Annotated in this window: 17 protein-coding genes; 11 read left to right on the top strand and 6 right to left on the bottom strand. The window is 73.0% G+C overall.

Translation table 11 applies throughout. The features are described from left to right. The first annotated feature begins 6 nt into the window (after positions 1–6). From ASD18_RS14470 to rny, 6 genes are all read left to right on the top strand, one after another. A complete protein-coding gene (locus tag ASD18_RS14470) occupies positions 7–240 on the top strand; it encodes a DUF3046 domain-containing protein (protein ID WP_056093278.1) in 234 nt (77 codons plus the stop codon). Positions 241–251: 11 nt separating this feature from the next. Continuing rightward, entirely contained in the window at positions 252–2,330 is a 2,079-nt protein-coding gene (locus ASD18_RS14475) for an alkaline phosphatase family protein (RefSeq protein ID WP_056093281.1), read from the top strand. Next, entirely contained in the window at positions 2,327–3,103 is a 777-nt protein-coding gene (locus ASD18_RS14480; RefSeq protein ID WP_056093284.1) for an MBL fold metallo-hydrolase, read from the top strand. The genes ASD18_RS14475 and ASD18_RS14480 overlap by 4 nt, the downstream gene beginning before the upstream one ends. A 207-nt stretch (positions 3,104–3,310) precedes the next feature. Beyond that, positions 3,311–4,351 (top strand): recombinase RecA, encoded by a 1,041-nt coding sequence (gene recA, locus ASD18_RS14485; RefSeq protein ID WP_056093287.1) that lies wholly within the window; start codon positions 3,311–3,313, stop codon positions 4,349–4,351. Between the two features lie 8 nt (positions 4,352–4,359). Beyond that, entirely contained in the window at positions 4,360–4,947 is a 588-nt protein-coding gene (locus tag ASD18_RS14490) for a regulatory protein RecX (protein WP_056093289.1), read from the top strand. Positions 4,948–5,085: 138 nt separating this feature from the next. Further along, positions 5,086–6,585 carry a ribonuclease Y gene (gene rny / locus ASD18_RS14495; protein ID WP_056093292.1) on the top strand — a complete coding sequence of 500 codons (1,500 nt, stop codon included), beginning with the start codon at positions 5,086–5,088 and terminating at the stop codon, positions 6,583–6,585. Here rny and ASD18_RS14500 read toward each other — a convergent pair. The 4 genes from ASD18_RS14500 to ASD18_RS14515 all read right to left on the bottom strand — a co-directional run bounded on the left by ASD18_RS14500 (position 6,582) and on the right by ASD18_RS14515 (position 9,909). Next, complete coding sequence (locus tag ASD18_RS14500; protein WP_056093295.1) at positions 6,582–7,442, bottom strand: amino acid ABC transporter permease; 861 nt, start codon at positions 7,440–7,442, stop codon at positions 6,582–6,584. The genes rny and ASD18_RS14500 overlap by 4 nt on opposite strands. Then, entirely contained in the window at positions 7,439–8,128 is a 690-nt protein-coding gene (locus ASD18_RS14505; protein WP_056093297.1) for an amino acid ABC transporter permease, read from the bottom strand. Before ASD18_RS14505 ends, ASD18_RS14500 begins: the two co-directional genes overlap by 4 nt. Before the next feature lie 71 nt (positions 8,129–8,199). After that, on the bottom strand, positions 8,200–9,072 hold the full coding sequence (locus tag ASD18_RS14510) for a glutamate ABC transporter substrate-binding protein (RefSeq protein WP_056093301.1): 873 nt from the start codon (positions 9,070–9,072) through the stop codon (positions 8,200–8,202). A 54-nt stretch (positions 9,073–9,126) separates the two neighbouring features. Further along, positions 9,127–9,909: an amino acid ABC transporter ATP-binding protein gene (locus tag ASD18_RS14515; protein WP_056093304.1), complete on the bottom strand. Its 783-nt coding sequence runs from the start codon at positions 9,907–9,909 to the stop codon at positions 9,127–9,129. Between the two features lie 123 nt (positions 9,910–10,032). Here ASD18_RS14515 and miaB point away from each other — a divergent pair, with 123 nt between their 5' ends. Next, the gene (gene miaB / locus ASD18_RS14520; RefSeq protein ID WP_056093307.1) at positions 10,033–11,604 is read left to right on the top strand and encodes a tRNA (N6-isopentenyl adenosine(37)-C2)-methylthiotransferase MiaB; all 1,572 of its coding nucleotides are present in this window, start codon (positions 10,033–10,035) and stop codon (positions 11,602–11,604) included. Positions 11,605–11,608: 4 nt separating this feature from the next. On the opposite strand, the gene ASD18_RS14525 is transcribed toward miaB, so the two are convergent. Then, on the bottom strand, positions 11,609–12,130 hold the full coding sequence (locus tag ASD18_RS14525) for a YbjN domain-containing protein (RefSeq protein ID WP_056093310.1): 522 nt from the start codon (positions 12,128–12,130) through the stop codon (positions 11,609–11,611). After that, positions 12,127–12,723 (bottom strand): YbjN domain-containing protein, encoded by a 597-nt coding sequence (locus ASD18_RS14530; protein ID WP_056093312.1) that lies wholly within the window; start codon positions 12,721–12,723, stop codon positions 12,127–12,129. The genes ASD18_RS14525 and ASD18_RS14530 overlap by 4 nt, the downstream gene beginning before the upstream one ends. A 78-nt stretch (positions 12,724–12,801) precedes the next feature. Between ASD18_RS14530 and ASD18_RS14535 the strand changes: the two genes are divergently transcribed. The 4 genes from ASD18_RS14535 to dapF are packed head-to-tail and all read left to right on the top strand — an operon-like array spanning position 12,802 to position 15,990. After that, positions 12,802–13,527 carry a hypothetical protein gene (locus ASD18_RS14535; RefSeq protein WP_056093315.1) on the top strand — a complete coding sequence of 242 codons (726 nt, stop codon included), beginning with the start codon at positions 12,802–12,804 and terminating at the stop codon, positions 13,525–13,527. 36 nt (positions 13,528–13,563) lie between these two features. Next, positions 13,564–14,076, top strand: coding sequence for a YbjN domain-containing protein (locus ASD18_RS14540; RefSeq protein ID WP_056093318.1), 513 nt, complete (start codon positions 13,564–13,566; stop codon positions 14,074–14,076). A gap of 4 nt (positions 14,077–14,080) precedes the next feature. Further along, the gene (gene miaA, locus ASD18_RS14545) at positions 14,081–15,037 is read left to right on the top strand and encodes a tRNA (adenosine(37)-N6)-dimethylallyltransferase MiaA (RefSeq protein WP_056093321.1); all 957 of its coding nucleotides are present in this window, start codon (positions 14,081–14,083) and stop codon (positions 15,035–15,037) included. Next, a complete protein-coding gene (gene dapF / locus ASD18_RS14550; RefSeq protein ID WP_056093324.1) occupies positions 15,034–15,990 on the top strand; it encodes a diaminopimelate epimerase in 957 nt (318 codons plus the stop codon). The genes miaA and dapF overlap by 4 nt, the downstream gene beginning before the upstream one ends. Positions 15,991–15,992: the final 2 nt, after the last annotated feature.

The raw sequence follows: 15,992 nt of genomic DNA on the forward strand, positions 1-15,992 counted from the left end.
TCACCCGTGAGGCTTCGAGAGTTCTGGCTGCTGGTGGACGAGGTCCTCGGCAGCGCGCACGGCCGCGAGCTGACGCGTGAGCTCGTGCTCCGCGGGCTCGACCAACGCACGGCGATGCAGGCGCTCGACGACAACGTCGAGCCGCGCACCGTCTGGCACGCGCTCTGCGACGAGCTCGAGATCTCGGAGAACGACCGCTGGGGAGCGGACGCCCGCCGCCCGGCGCCCCCTCGGGCCTAGGAGAGAGCCTCATGACGTCCCGGACCGGCACGGCCCCCACCAGCTGGGCGCCCAGCGTGCGCGACGTCGGCGAGGCGGTCCTGACCCTCGTCGCCACCGGCGTCGGCCTCGCCGTCGCCGTCGCGCTCAGCCGCGGTGTCCGGGCCGACGACGTCGCGGCCATCGCCCTCGCCGCCCTCGTGGTGGCGGTCGGCGACCTCCTGCTCCGGGCCCCGCTGCGGTTCCTCGCCCGCACGGGCAGCGCCGTGCTCGCCCTCGGCCTCGGGCTGCTCGCGCAGGTCGCCGTGCTGTGGTTGGCGCTCACCGTGGTGCCGGGCTTCACGGTGGACAACGTCTGGTCCGTGCTCGTGGTGCTCGTGCTCACCGCGATCGTCATGGCGGTCGGGCGGTGGCTGATCGGCGCGAGCAACAGCGACTACGTCGTGTCGGACCTCGTGCGCCGCGCGCGCAGGCAGGCCCGTCGCGAGGGGATCCGGCCGCGGGTGGCCGGCGAGGCGCGCGAGGCCGGGCTGCTCGTCGTGCAGCTCGACGGTGTCGCGGCCCCCGTCCTGCGCGAGGCGATCGAGGCGGGACTGGCGCCGACCGTGCAGCGGTGGATGACCACGGGGAGCCACAGCCTGGAGTCCTGGTGGGCCCGGATCCCGTCGACGACGCCGGCGAGCCAGGCGGGCCTGCTGCACGGCGACTCCTCCCAGATCCCCGCGTTCCGGTGGTGGGACCGGGACCTCGGTCGGCTGGTCGTCACCAACCACCCCGAGGACGCCGCGCTGGTGGAGCAGCGGCTCACCACGGGCAAGGGGTTACTCGCGGGCGGGGGCACGGCGATCTCGACGATGTTCTCCGGCGACGCCGCCACCAGCTTCGTGGTGATGAGCAAGTCCCGCACCAAGGGTCCGGACGGGGGGCTCGGACCGGGTCCCGCGTACGTGCGCTTCTTCGCCAGCCCGTTCGTGCTGGCCCGCGCCGTGAGCGTGTCGGCGGGGGAGATGATCAAGGAGCTCTACCAGGCGCACCGCCAGCGGGTGCGCGACGTGGAGCCGCGGATCTCCCGCGGAGGCTGGTACGTGGTCCTGCGCGGGATCACCAACGTGCTCCTGCGCGACCTGAACACGTCCCTGGTCGCCGAGGCACTGCTCCGCGGCGACCCCTCGATCTACGTCGACCTCGTGGACTACGACGAGATCGCGCACCACGCCGGTCCCACCCGGCCCGAGTCGCTGCGCTCGCTGGAGGGTCTCGACCGCGTGCTCGGCACGCTCGAACGCGTGGCGGCGGTGGCGCCGCGCGACTACGAGATCGTGGTCCTCTCCGACCACGGTCAGGCGCTCGGGGCCACGTACGAGCAGCTCGGCGGCGAGACGTTGCTCGACTCGGTGCGCGCGCACATGGCGGAGCCGGCCGCCGACGGCGTCGAGAGCAGCACGGGCGAGGACTGGGGTCAGCTGAACGCCCTGGTCAACAGCGCGCTGAACCTGTCGCGAGGCTCGGCCGTCCTGGGTCCCGACCAGGGTCGTCCCAAGCACCCGGCGACCGGTGCCGACGTGCCCGACGTGGTGACCGTCGGCTCCGGCAACCTCGGGCTCGTCTGGTTCCCGCAGGTGCCGCACAGGCTGTCGCTCGAGGAGCTGCAGGAGCGCTGGCCCGGCATGGTGACCGGGCTCGCGGCCCGGCCCGGTGTCGGGGTCGTCGTCGTGGACACGCAGGCGCGCGGTCTCGTCGCGATCGGACCGCGCGGCCTCGTCCTGCTCGAGCAGGACGACGCGGAGCCGGAGGGGGAGGACCCGCTCGTCCCGTACGGACCGCGCGGGCGTGCCGACCTGCTGCGCGCGGCCCGGCTCCCGCACACCGGCGACCTGCTGCTGGTCTCCACGGTCACGGACCGCGGGCACATCCACGCCTTCGAGGGGCAGGTGGGCTCGCACGGCGGGATCGGTGGCGCGCAGAACCACGCCTTCCTGCTGCACCCGACGCGCTGGCAGGTCGCCGACGAGCTCCGGGAGACCGTCGGGGACGACGAGATCCTGGTGGGCGCCGAGGCGGTGCACGAGCAGCTGGTCCGCTGGGCCGACGCCGCGGGGCTGCGACCATGACCGTGCACGTCCGGTGGCTGGGCCATGCGAGCGCCGTGCTCGACGTCGACGGCGTCAGGCTGCTCACGGACCCGCTGCTGCTCCGGCACGCCGGGCTGCTGCGCCGCCGGGGGGCCGCGCCACGCCTCGAGGACTGGCAGGGCGCCGACGCGGTCCTGCTCTCGCACCTGCACCACGACCATGCCGAGCTGGGCTCGTTGCGCCTGGTCGGCGACATCCCGGTGCTCAGCGCGCCGGCGAACGCCCGCTGGCTGCGCGGTCACGGGGTGCCGTCGGCGCGCGGGCTCACCGACCTCGAGTGGTGGACGGTGCCGGGCTCGGACGTCCGTGTGCGGCTCGTCCCGGCCGTCCACGAGCACCGTCAGATGCCGCACCGCCCGAACTCGACGCACGGGTTCGTCGTGGCGACCGACGACTTCCGCATCTGGTTCGCGGGCGACACGGCGCCGTACGCGAGCATGTCGATCCTCCCGGTGCTCGCGGGCGGCCCCGTCGACCTGGCGCTCGTGCCCGTCGGCGGGTGGGGGCCGCGCCTGTCGGGCGGGCACATGGACCCGTCCCAGGCCGCGCGGGCGTGCCGGGCCGTCGGTGCTCGCGAGGCCGTGCCGATCCACTGGGGCACGTTGCACGCCCCCGTCTCGCGGCGCCTGCCCCCGGGCTGGATGGACCGCGCCGGGCCGGCGTTCGCGCGCGCCGCGGCCCGCCTGGCTCCCGGGGTCCGCGTGCACGTCCTGGCGCCGGGGGAGCAGCTCGCGGTGACCCCGACACGCTGACGGCGTGTCGCGCACATCGAACACCTGTTCGGCTAGGGTGGTTCTGCGGGTGAGCGACCGAGCCTCCCACAGCCCCCTCCGGCCGATGCCGGGTCCCGGGGGGCCGGGGTGGCCCGGTCGGTATGTCGGTGGTCGGACATAGCGTCGCTCGCAACAAGACCAGCCCCCGTACCGCAGCAGCAGCTGCTCGAGACAGACGAGGTCGACATGCCCGCACCGAAGGATCGCGAGAAGGCCCTCGAGGCCGCGCTCAGCCAGATCGACCGCCAGTTCGGCAAGGGGTCGATCATGCGACTCGGCGACGACGGCCGCGCCCCCGTCGAGGTCATCCCCACGGGCTCGATCGCCCTGGACGTCGCGCTCGGCATCGGCGGGCTGCCGCGCGGCCGCGTCGTGGAGATCTACGGCCCGGAGTCCTCGGGCAAGACCACGCTCGCGCTGCACGCGGTCGCCAACGCGCAGAAGGCCGGCGGCATCGCCGCCTTCATCGACGCCGAGCACGCGCTGGACCCCGAGTACGCCAAGAAGCTCGGCGTGGACACCGACGCGCTCCTCGTCTCCCAGCCGGACACCGGCGAGCAGGCGCTGGAGATCATGGACATGCTGATCCGCTCCGGCGCCATCGACGTCGTCGTCGTCGACTCGGTCGCCGCGCTCGTGCCCAAGGCCGAGATCGAGGGCGAGATGGGTGACAGCCACGTCGGCCTGCAGGCCCGGCTCATGTCCCAGGCGCTGCGCAAGATCACCGGCGCGCTCAACTCCTCCGGCACCACGGCCATCTTCATCAACCAGCTCCGCGAGAAGATCGGCGTGATGTTCGGGTCGCCCGAGACGACCACGGGTGGCAAGGCGCTGAAGTTCTACGCGTCGGTGCGCCTGGACATCCGCCGCATCGAGACCCTCAAGGAGGGCACCGAGGCGGTCGGCAACCGGACCCGCGTGAAGGTCGTCAAGAACAAGATGGCTCCGCCCTTCAAGCAGGCGGAGTTCGACATCCTCTACGGGGTCGGCATCTCCCGCGAGGGCAGCCTGATCGACATGGGCGTGGAGCACGGCTTCGTGCGCAAGTCCGGCGCCTGGTACACGTACGAGGGCGACCAGCTGGGACAGGGCAAGGAGAACGCCCGCGCCTTCCTGCGGGACAACCCGGACCTGGCCGTCGAGCTCGACAAGAAGATCAAGGAGAAGCTCGGCATCGGCGCCCGGGTCGACGCACCGGCCGACGCCGTGCCGGTCGTCGACTTCTGAGCAGTCGCATGACCAGCAGCAACCGACGTCGAGGGCGGTTCGGGACCGAGCCGCCCTCGACGGGCACGGCTGCGCAGGACGTCGAGCCGGACCAGGAGTCCGTGGCGCGCGCGATCGCGCTGCGGCTCCTGACTTCCTCGGCGCGCAGCCGGGGACAGCTCGCCGAGGCGCTGGCCCGCAAGGGCGTCCCCGACGACGTCGCGGACCGGGTGCTCGACAGGTTCACCGAGGTCGGGCTGATCGACGATGCCGAGTACGCGCGGATGCTCGTCCGGACGCGGCACGCGGAGCGTGGGCTCTCGCGGCGGGCGATCGCCGTGGAGCTGCGCCGCCGCGGGATCGACGACGAGACCGCCGGCGACGCGCTCGAGCAGGTCGACTCGGACGACGAGGACGAGGCTGCGCGCCGGCTCGTGCGGCGCAAGCTGGCCTCGACGTCCGGCCTGGACGCGCCGACGCGGTCTCGGCGCACGCTCGCGGCCCTGGGGCGCAAGGGGTACCCGCCCGGCCTGGTGGCTCGGCTGATGCGCGAGGAGCTCGCCCAGCAGGGCGCCGAGGGCGCGGACGAGCTCGACGGGTTCGACCCGGGTCCGTGACGTTCGGCACAGCTGTGCACACTCGGGCGCGCGCCGGGGTGGCGAAGGGCCCGGACGCGGCCGGGTGTGAGCGACAATGGCCCAGACCCGCGCACCGGTACCGGTGCGCGTCGCGCGTGGCCCGACCAGGAGGATGACGTGGACGCAGGCGCCATCGCCACGATCGTGGGGCTGCTCGGCGCCTGTCTCGTCGCCCTCGTGCTCGTCCTGGTCGCCCGCCGCGAGGCCGGGGTCCAGCGGGCCAGGGCCGCGGAGGACGTCGCCTCGATCAAGGACGACGCGCGGGCGATGCTCGCCGACGTCGAGCGCCGAGAGCGCCGGCTGACCGAGCGGGAGCACAGCCTCGCGGCCGACCGCACCGAGGTCGACGAGCTCGAACGTCGCGCCCGTGCCGACGCCGAGAACGCGGCCGAGGCCAAGCGGTCCGGTGCGCGCACCCTCGAGGACGCCGAGCGCGCCGCCGCACAGCGCGCGACGGACGCCGAGCGCGCGGCCCTCGCCGAGCTCGAGGCAGTCACCGGGCTGACGGCCGAGGACGCGCGCGCCGAGCTGACCCGGCGGCTCGTCGAGCAGGCCCAGAACGACGCCGCGGCGCAGGTCCGCCGCGCGGAGGCCCAGGCTCGGCGGACCGCGGAGGCTCGCGCGCGACGGATCGTCACCACGGCCGTGCAGCGACTCGCCGTCCCGACCAGCACGCAGTCGCCGCTCACGGTGCTGCCCCTCCCGTCGGATGAGATGAAGGGCCGGATCATCGGCAAGGAGGGCCGGAACATCCGGTCCTTCGAGGCGCTGACCGGGGTGAACGTGCTGGTCGACGACCAGCCGGACGCCGTCGTCCTCTCGTGCTTCGACACCGAGCGCCGGGAGGTCGCCCAGGTGGCCCTCGAGGCACTGATGGCGGACGGCCGCATCCACCCGCAGCGCATCGAGCAGGCGTACGCGGAGGCACTGGCCGGTGCGGACGAGCGGACCGACGCCGCGGGCCACGACGCTGCCGAGCGTGCCGGTGTGGGCGCGCTGCACCCGACCCTCGTCCGCACTCTCGGACGGCTGCGCCTGCGGACGTCCTACGGGCAGAACGTGCTCGAGCACCTCGTCGAGACCGCCCAGCTCGCCGCCGCCCTCGCCGCCGAGATCGGCGCCGACGTGGAGGTGAGTCGCCGGGGCGCGTTCCTGCACGACCTCGGCAAGGCGCTCACCGCGGAGGTGCCCGGCACGCACGCCGCGGTCGGAGCGGACCTGGCCCGTCGCCACGGCGAGTCGGCGACCGTGGTCAACGCCATCGCCGCGCACCACGACGAGGTCCCCGCCGAGACGGTCGAGGCCGTGCTCGTCCAGGTGTCGGACGCGATCTCCGCCGCCCGACCGGGCGCCCGCCGCGAAGAGCTGGACCAGTACGTGGAGCGGATCGACAAGCTCGAGCAGCTGGTCGCCGCGCACGCAGGGGTGCGTCGTGCGCTGGCCATGTCCGCGGGCCGTGAGGTGCGGGTGGTGGTCGAGCCGTCCGAGGTCGACGACTACGCGCTGCCGCAGCTGGCCGTGGCCATCGCGCGCCACATCGAGGCCGACCTGGCCTACCCCGGCGAGATCACCGTGACGGTCGTCCGAGAGATCCGGGCGAGCGCGACCGCCGGCTAGTCCTTCCCGATCGCGGTCACCAGCGTCGGCGCCTCGGCCTGCGGCTTGCCGGCGGTCCGACGCCCGACCCGTCCGGCGAGCATCTCCGCCAGCTTGGTGAGCCCGTAGTTGATGACGATGAAGATGAGCGCCGCCACGACCAGCGACTGCAGGATGTTGCCGTTGCCGGAGCCGTACCGGCGCGCGGCATCGAGCAGCTCCGGGTACGTGATGATCACGCCGAGCGCGGTGTCCTTGAGGATGACGACCAGCTGGCTGGCGATCGCGGGCAGCATCGCGATGACCGCCTGGGGGACCTCGATGAGCCGCAGCGACTGGACGTCCCGGAGCCCGACGGCGAGCGCGGCCTCCCGCTGACCCTTCGGCAGGCCGTGCACGCCGGACCGGATCAGCTCCGCGAAGACGGAGCCGTTGTAGAACGTGAGGCCCAGGACGACGGCGACCAGGGGGACGTCGGACGGCTCGATGATCCGCAGCTGCCCGAGACCGAGGTAGAAGAAGATCATCATGAGCAGCACGGGCACTGCCCGGAAGAACTCGACGACGCCGCCGCTCAGAGTCCGCACGATCTTCGACGACGACAGCCGCCCGAGGCCGAACACGAACCCGTAGACCGCACTGGTGACGATCGAGATCCCGGCAGCCTTGAGGGTCTCCACGAGGCCGGGGATCAGGTAGTTGGTCCAGGGGTTGGCGGTCAGGAACGGCTTCCAGAGGGCGGCGTCGAGCTGACCCTTGGCGCCCAGGCGCGCCAGCACCCAGACGCCGATGCCTGCCACGACGACGGTCGCGGCGATGTTCACCCAGACCATGCGTCGGCGAGCGACGGGACCGGGGACGTCGAACAGGGTGCTCATCGGGACACCGCCAGTCGTCGGGAGAGCGAGGTCGTGGCCAGGCCGATCGGCACGACGATGAGGACGAAGCCGAGCGCGAAGGTCAGGAAGATCGCGAGGATCACGTCGGGGCGGAACTCGATCATGGTCTTCATCAGGCCGGACGCCTCCGCCACGGACGCGGCGGCCGCGACGGTGGAGTTCTTGGTCAGGGCGATGAGCACGTTGCCCAGCGGAGCGACGGACCCGCGGAACGCCTGCGGGAGGATGATCAGCCGCGCGGCGGGCCAGAACGACAGGCCGATGGCCCGGGCGGCCTCCGCCTGACCGACGGGCACGGTGTTCACACCGGAGCGCAGCGCCTCGCACACGAAGGCGGCGTGGTAGACGCTCAGACCCAGCACGGCGAGGCGGAAGAAGTTCGTCTGGAAGTCGGGCGAGAGCGTGAGGCCCAGCTGCCCCCAGAGCCCGAGCACGCAGAAGACCATGATGATCGTCAGGGGCGTGTTGCGCAGCAGCGTCACGTACGTCGAGCCGGCCCAGCGCAGGCTCGGCACGGGCGAGATCCGCATGATCGCCAGGACCGTGCCCAGGACCAGCGCGAGGATCGCGGCGTAGAAGGTCAGCTGGATGTTGACCCAGAACGCCGCGAGCACGTCGAACTCGTCGAACAGTGACAGGAACTGCTGGAGGAAACCGTCGTCCACCGACGCTCCTAGCTCTTGGAGGGACCGGGGGCCCGCGCGGTGACCGCGCGAGCCCCCGGAACGTCAGCGGGTCAGGCGCAGGCGGCGGGCGTCGGGGGGTTGAGGTCCTCGTTCGCCTTGTAGCCGGAGGCGCCGACGTTCTTGTCGAGCAGCTCCTGCCACGTGCCGTCGTCGATCATCTTGGTGATGGCCTCGTTGATGGCCTCGCACTTGTCGGACTCCTTGGGGATGCCGACGCCGTAGTTCTCCTCGGAGAACGGGTTGCCGACGACCTTGACCTTGCCCTCGTTCGCGGGCACGGCCGCGAGACCGGCCAGGATGATGTCGTCCGTCGTGACGGCGTCGACCGTGCCGGCGGTCAGGGCGGTGACGCACTCGGCGTACCCGGGCTGCTCGAGCAGGTTGGTCCCCGCCGCGTACTCGTCCTTGATGCGCTGCGCCGACGTGGAGCCGGTGACGGAGCAGAGGTTCTTGCCCTCGAGGTCCTGCGGGCCGGTGATCGAGTCGTCGTCCGCGGCGACCAGCAGGTCCTGGCCGGCGACGAAGTACGGACCGGCGAAGGAGACGACCTCCTTGCGCTTGTCGGTGATGGAGTAGGTGGCGAAGATCATGTCCACCTGGCCGTTCTGCAGCAGCGTCTCGCGCTGGGCCGAGGGGGACTGGACCCACTCGATCTGGTCCTCGCCGTAGCCGAGCTCGCCCGCGACGAACTTCGCCACGTCGACGTCGAAGCCGGTGTACTCGCTGCCGTCCTGGAAGCCCAGGCCGGGCTGGTCGAACTTGATGCCGATCTTGATGGTGCCCTCGGCGCCACCGGAGGCCTCGGTCTCCTCGCTCGTCGCGCCCGCGTCGGTGTCCGTGTCGTCGCCGCCGTCGCTCGAACAGCCTGCGAGCGTGAGCGTGGCCGCTGCGGCGAGTGCCAGTACCAGTCGTCCTCTGCGCATGGTGTGTCCCCTTCGTGTGGTGTGCGGTGTCGGTTCGGTTGTGGTGGGGGTGAGTCAGTGGGTGAGGATCTTCGACAGGAAGTCGCGGGCCCGGTCGCTCGTCGGAGCGGTGAAGAACGTCTCCGGGTCGGCCTCCTCGACGATCTGGCCGCCGTCCATGAACACCACGCGGTTGGCCGCCTTGCGGGCGAAGCCCATCTCGTGGGTGACGACGATCATCGTCATGCCGTCGCGGGCGAGGCCGACCATGACGTCGAGGACCTCGTTGATCATCTCGGGGTCGAGCGCGGAGGTCGGCTCGTCGAAGAGCATGACCTTGGGCTGCATGGCGAGCGCCCGGGCGATCGCCACACGCTGCTGCTGCCCGCCCGAGAGCTGCGCGGGGAGCTTGTCAGCCTGGTTGCGCACCCCCACGCGGTCGAGGAGGTCGAGCGCGATCTCGCGGGCCTTGGCGGGCTTGACGCCCTTGGCCTTGATCTGGCCGAGCGTGACGTTCTCGAGGACTGTCTTGTGGGCGAACAGGTTGAACGACTGGAACACCATGCCGACGTCGGCCCGCAGCCGCGCCAGGGCGCGACCCTCGGCGGGCAGCGGCTGGCCGTCCAGCGCGATGGTGCCGGAGTCGATGGTCTCCAGCCGGTTGATCGTCCGGCACAGGGTCGACTTCCCACTCCCGGACGGGCCGATGATGACGACGACCTCGCCGCGGTGCACGGTGAGGTTGATGTCCTGCAGGACGTGCAGGGGGCCGAAGTGCTTGTCGACGCCCCGGAGCTCCACGAGGGCGTCGGACGTCTGGTCGGTCGGGGCGGGCGGTGCGGCTGAGGTGTCCACCATTGGATGAACCTACGGGGGGTTTGCCCGATCTGGCGAGCCACGAGGGTCACGGTTCGGCAACGCACCCGTCAAGCACAACCCCAGGTGAGGGGCTCAGGGCGAGCGGCCGTACCCTTGTCGGTGATGTCCACGACCCTGCCTGCCGTCCTGTCGGACCTGTCGACGGCGACCCCCACGGCGCCCCCGCGCACCTATCTGGTCAAGACCCTCGGCTGCCAGATGAACGTGCACGACTCCGAGCACATGGCGGGCATGCTCGAGCAGGCCGGCTACGTGGCCGCGAGCCCGGTGGAGGCCGCCGCGGAGGACGCCGACGTCATCGTGATCAACACGTGTGCGGTCCGCGAGAACGCCGCCGACAAGCTGTACGGGAACCTGGGCCGGCTCGCCGGCACCAAGCGCGCGCGTCCGGGGATGCAGATCGCTGTCGGCGGCTGTCTCGCGCAGAAGGACCGCGCGGGGATCGTCGAGCGCGCGCCCTGGGTGGACGTCGTGTTCGGGACGCACAACCTCGACGTCCTGCCGGTCCTGCTGGAGCGCGCCCGCCACAACGCGGAGGCGCAGGTCGAGATCGAGGAGTCGCTGCAGGTCTTCCCCAGCACGCTGCCGACCCGTCGCGAGTCGGTGTTCGCCGGGTGGGTGTCCATCAGCGTGGGCTGCAACAACACGTGCACCTTCTGCATCGTCCCGCACCTGCGCGGCAAGGAGCGCGACCGCCGGCCGGGGGAGATCCTGGCGGAGGTCCAGGCGCTGGTCTCGCAGGGCGCGATCGAGGTGACGCTGCTGGGCCAGAACGTGAACTCGTACGGCGTGGAGTTCGGCGACCGGGGCGCGTTCGCCTCGCTGCTGCGCGCGGCAGGTGCGATCGAGGGCCTCGAGCGGCTGCGGTTCACGTCCCCGCACCCGGCGGCGTTCACCGACGACGTCATCGCGGCGATGGCCGAGACGCCGACCGTCATGCCGCAGCTGCACATGCCGCTGCAGTCGGGCTCCGACCGCATCCTGCGGGCCATGCGCCGCTCGTACCGGTCGGACAAGTTCCTGGGCATCCTCGACCGGGTCCGGGCCGCGATGCCCGACGCGGCGATCACCACCGACATCATCGTCGGCTTCCCCGGGGAGACCGAGGAGGACTTCGCGGAGACCCTCCGCGTCGTCGAGGCGTCGCGGTTCGCGTCCGCGTTCACGTTCCAGTACTCGCCGCGCCCCGGCACCGCCGCGTTCGACCTGCCGGACCAGCTGCCGAAGAGCGTCGTGCAGGAGCGCTACCTGCGGCTCACGGCCCTGCAGGACCGGATCTCGCAGGAGGAGAACCAGGCGCAGGTCGGCCGCACCGTGCAGGTGCTCGTCGCCGAGGCCGAGGGCCGCAAGGACGAGGCGACGCACCGGGTCACCGGTCGCGCCGCCGACAACCGGCTCGTCCACCTCGCTGTGCCCGCGGAGGCCGCGGCCGCACCCCGGCCGGGTGACCTCGTGACCGTCACGGTGACGCACGCGGCTCCGTACCACCTGGTCGCCGACTCCGCGGCGACGGGCGGGACGTTCGAGGTCCGCCGTACGGCCGCGGGCGACGCGTGGGAGCGGCGGCAGGCCGGCGGCGACGAGCACAGCCACGGCGGCGCCGCCGACGCGTGCGGCACGCCGGGTCCCACGGGCCCGGTCTCGCTCGGGCTGCCGACCCTGGTGCGGCGCTGACCGCCTAGTTGTCGGGCACGTCCGGTGGGGGAGCGTCGTCGCGCGGGAGCACGGCCTCCATGGCCGAGAACATCTGCACCCCCGTGCCCAGCCCGCAGGCGAGCAGCTGCGCGAGCTGCGGGTCGGTGACCCCGGGCTCGAAGTCGGCGGACACCTCGCTGTAGAGCGCGAGGACGCCCTCCTCCTCGCGCAGGTACGCCTTGGGCCAGATCCGCTCGCGGTTCCAGTCGTTGATCGCCATGGCTGCGGCCTCACGCTGGTCGAGCTGCAGCCCGCGGTGCCACCGGCCGCGCACCTGGAGGATCTCCTGCTGCTCGCCGAGCAGGAGGAACCAGAAGCGGCTGCCGTCCCACGTGCCGGTCAGGTCGCCGTCGTCGTCGACCACGAACCGGTAGCCGCGGCCGACCAGGTAGTCCGCGATCCGCTCACGGGTCAGCGGAGCCGGCGGCTCGTCGTCGGGCGTCGGCCGCTTGGTGGGCTTGGGCAGGCCACCGAGCACCCGCAGGAGCCAGCCGGGCCCGCTCACGGCGCGACTCCCGCCGGGTCCGGGTACCGCTCGTCCAGGGCGTCGAAGAACATGCTCCCCGTCGACAGGCCGCAGAACAGCATCTGGCTCAGCTGCGCGTCGGTCGCGCCGTGCTCCAGGTCCGTGGCCACCTCCGAGACGACGTGCACGCGGCCGTTGTCGCGGACGCGGATGTACGCCTTGGGCCAGATGCGGTCGGCGTTCCACTCGTTGCAGACGTCGAGCACCTCCTCCAGACGCTCGATCGCGACCTCGCGGTGCCACTGGCCGCGCACCTGGAGGATCTCCGACTTCTCGCCGAACAGGAAGAAGTAGAAGAGCCGGCCGCGCCACAGGCCGCCGAGGTCACCGTCGTTGTCCACGAAGTAGCTGAACTGGTTGTTGGTCATCCAGGCGGCGATGCGGGCGGGCGTCACGTCCGTCGGCAGGTCAGCGGCCGGCTCGGCGACACCGAGCTCGCGCGCGAGCAGCTGGGCGACGCGGTCGTGCAGCTCGTCGTCGTCGGCCTCGAGGGCGGGCGTGGCGTCCGAGGCGTTCGAGGGCAGGGAGCGCCCCCGCCACCAGCGCCGTGCACGATCCCCGAGCGACCCCATAGGCAGGACAGTACCGGCGGTGACCCACACCGGGGTGCCGTCGTTCGGGTGCCGTGCAGGCTCCCGTAGGTTCGGGTCATGCTCGTCGTCGCCGCGCTCGTCCCTGACACCGTGCTCCTGGTCCCGGGGGCCGGCGGCACGGCGGACCCCTCCGCCGGGCTGCGCGAGGCGGCGTTGCGTGCGGTCGGCGAGGTCATCGCCTCGGGGGTCCGGTCGATCGTCGTCGTGGCCCCCGGCCGGGTCGATGGCGTGATCGCCGGGACAGTCCGGACCACGCTCGGTGCCGCGGGGATCCCGGACGGTCTGCTCGGCTGGCCGGTGGTCGAGGTCCAGGTCGACGGCGTCGGGTCCGACGCCCCGGGTGCGCCCGTCGTCCTCGCGCTCCACCTGCTCGCCCGGACAGGGTGGCGTGGTGCCCTGCGCGCCGTCGAGGTCACGTCGGCGACAGCCGCAGACCGGCTCGCCGCGCTCGGCAGCGAGCTCGTCGGGGGAGAGCCCACAGGCCTGGTCGTCGTCGGGTCGGGGAGCGGACGCCACGGACCGGACGCCCCGCTGGCCGACGACGCCCGAGCCCCCGCCCACGACGCGCGGGTGCTGGCCGACCTCGCAGACGCCGGCCCCGCCGCACGAGCCCGGCTCGCCGCTGACGACCCGGTGCTGGCCGACGCGCTGGCCGTCCGCGGCTGGGCGCCGTGGCAGGTCCTGGTGGGCGCGGCCGGCGATGCGACCGTCCGGGCGCGCACCCTCGCCGCATCGACGGACCTGGGCGCGCAGCACGCGGTCCTGCTCTGGGACGCCCGGTAAGGTCTCGCTGTCCGTCCCCGACACGCCGAGGTCCCGATGTCATCCCCCGAGCACGAGCACACCCTCCCGCCGCTGACCATCGAGCGCGTCGCGCAGCGGCTCGACGCGCGGGGCTCGGTCTACGGCCGGGACACGGACGGCGACCTGGTGGGCCGCTGGGACAGCCACCCGTTCTGGTTCATCACGATGGGCCGCACCAAGGAGTACCTCCAGGTCCGTGGCCGCTGGGCGCGGCAGGTGCCCGGCACGGAGCTCGGCACCATCCTGCTGGGCGCCAACAAGTGGTCCGAGACCATGGTCTGGCCCAAGATCTACGTGCGGATCGAGGACGAGCAGGTGGCCGTGTACACGGAGCACACCGTCGACTACCAGAGCGGCGTCAGCGACGAGCAGCTGGACCTGCACCTGACCGGCGGGATCGCCAGCGCCCTGCGCTTCTTCGCGGAGCTCGACGAGCGCTACCCCGACGCGGCCCCGACCGCGCCCGTGGCCCGTCAGCCGGAGCCCCCGGTCGCCTACCACGACCCCGCGCGACCGACCGTGGAGTGAGGGCGTGACCCTCGTGGTCGCGCTCGTCGGCCCGACGGCGACGGGCAAGTCCGACCTCGGGCTCGCGCTCGCCCACGCGCTCGGCGGCGAGATCGTCAACGCGGACGCGATGCAGCTGTACCGCGGCATGGACATCGGCACGGCCAAGCTGACCGTCGACGAGCGCCAGGGAGTGCCGCATCACCTCCTCGACGTGCTCGACGTCCACGAGGACGCGTCGGTCGCCGACTACCAGGCGCGCGCGCGGTCGGCGCTCGACGCGATCGAGCGTGCCGGTCGTCGGGCCGTCGCCGTCGGCGGTTCGGGCCTCTACGTCCGCGCCCTGCTCGACCACATGGAGTTCCCCGGTACCGACGAGGCGCTGCGCGCGCGGCTCGAGGCCCGCGTGGAGGCCGAGGGGGCTCGCGCGCTGCATGCCGAGCTCGCCGCCGCGGACCCCCTCGCCGCCGACGGCATCGGCCCGCGCAACGCGCGCCGGATCGTGCGGGCGCTGGAGGTCATCGCGCTCACCGGTCGGCCGTACTCTGCGAGCCTCCCGCAGCACGTCTACGAGGTGCCGGCCGTGCAGATCGGGCTGGACTGCGACCGTGCGGTCCTCGACGAGCGGATCACCGAGCGGGTCGCGCGGATGTGGGCGCGTGGTCTCGTGGCGGAGGTGGAGCACCTGCTCGAGCACGGGCTGGGCCGGACGGCGTCGCGCGCCGTGGGGTATGCCGAGGTGCTCGCGATGCTGCGCGGCGACCTCACCCCGGACGAGGCACAGGCCGCGATCGCCGCCGGGACGCGCCGGCTGGCCCGCAAGCAGATGGGCTGGTTCGGTCGCGACCCGCGGGTGCACTGGCTCGACGCGCGCGACCCCGACCTCGTCGCGAAGGCGCTCGCGCTCGTCGCTGCGGCCGACGCGGGAGAGCTGGGGCTCGCCACGGACGACCCGGCACCACGACGTAGCCTGGGCTCATGACCGTGGTGGCCGCCCCGACCCTGCACGTGACCAAGGGTCACGGCACGCAGAACGACTTCGTGCTCCTCGACGACCGCGAGGCCCGGATCGACCTGTCCGCGACGCTCGTCCGCGAGCTCGCGGACCGGCGCGCCGGCGTGGGCGGCGACGGCGTGATCCGGGTGGTCGCCAGCGAGCTCGTGCCCGAGGGCGTGGCCGCCCTGGCCGAGGACCCGTCGGCGCGCTGGTTCATGGACTACCGCAACGGCGACGGGTCGGTCGCGGAGATGTGCGGCAACGGCGTGCGCGTGTTCGCGGCCTACCTCGAGCGGCTCGGCCTGTGGGACGCGGCCGACGGCGAGCTGGCCCTGGGCACGCGGGCCGGCGTGCGGCGCGTGCGGCGGGTCCCGGTCCCCGCGGGGATCGGCGACGACGTCTGGTACGCCGTCGACATGGGTCGCTGGCACCTGCCCGGCGGCGCCGACGCGGTGCGTGCCGGTGCGGACGCGGAGGTGGCGGTCGCCGGGCTGGACGTGGCGCGGGCCGGGCTGAGCGTGGACGTCGGCAACCCGCACGTCGTCCTCGCGCTGGGTGACGAGGACGAGCTGACGGCCGCCGACCTCACGCGTGCGCCGGAGGTCACCCCGGTGCCGCCGCACGGCACCAACGTCGAGCTCGTCGTGCCCCTCGGCGAGGACGAGGCGGTGGACGGTTCGCTCGTCGGACGGCTCCGCATGCGGGTGCACGAGCGGGGGGTCGGCGAGACCCGGTCCTGCGGCACCGGTGCGTGCGCGGCGGCGCTGGCGGTCCGCACCTGGGCCGGCGTGGGTGCCCCCGACGTCTGGCTGGTCGACGTCCCGGGCGGCACGGTCCGCGTGAGCGTCCTGCCGGACGGGCACGTCGAGCTCGCCGGACCGGCGGTGCTCGTCGCCGCGGCCGACGTGGACCTCGCGGCGCTGACCGCCGGACGTTGACC

The organism is Cellulomonas sp. Root137, from assembly GCF_001426725.1.
GTDB lineage: Bacteria > Actinomycetota > Actinomycetes > Actinomycetales > Cellulomonadaceae > Cellulomonas.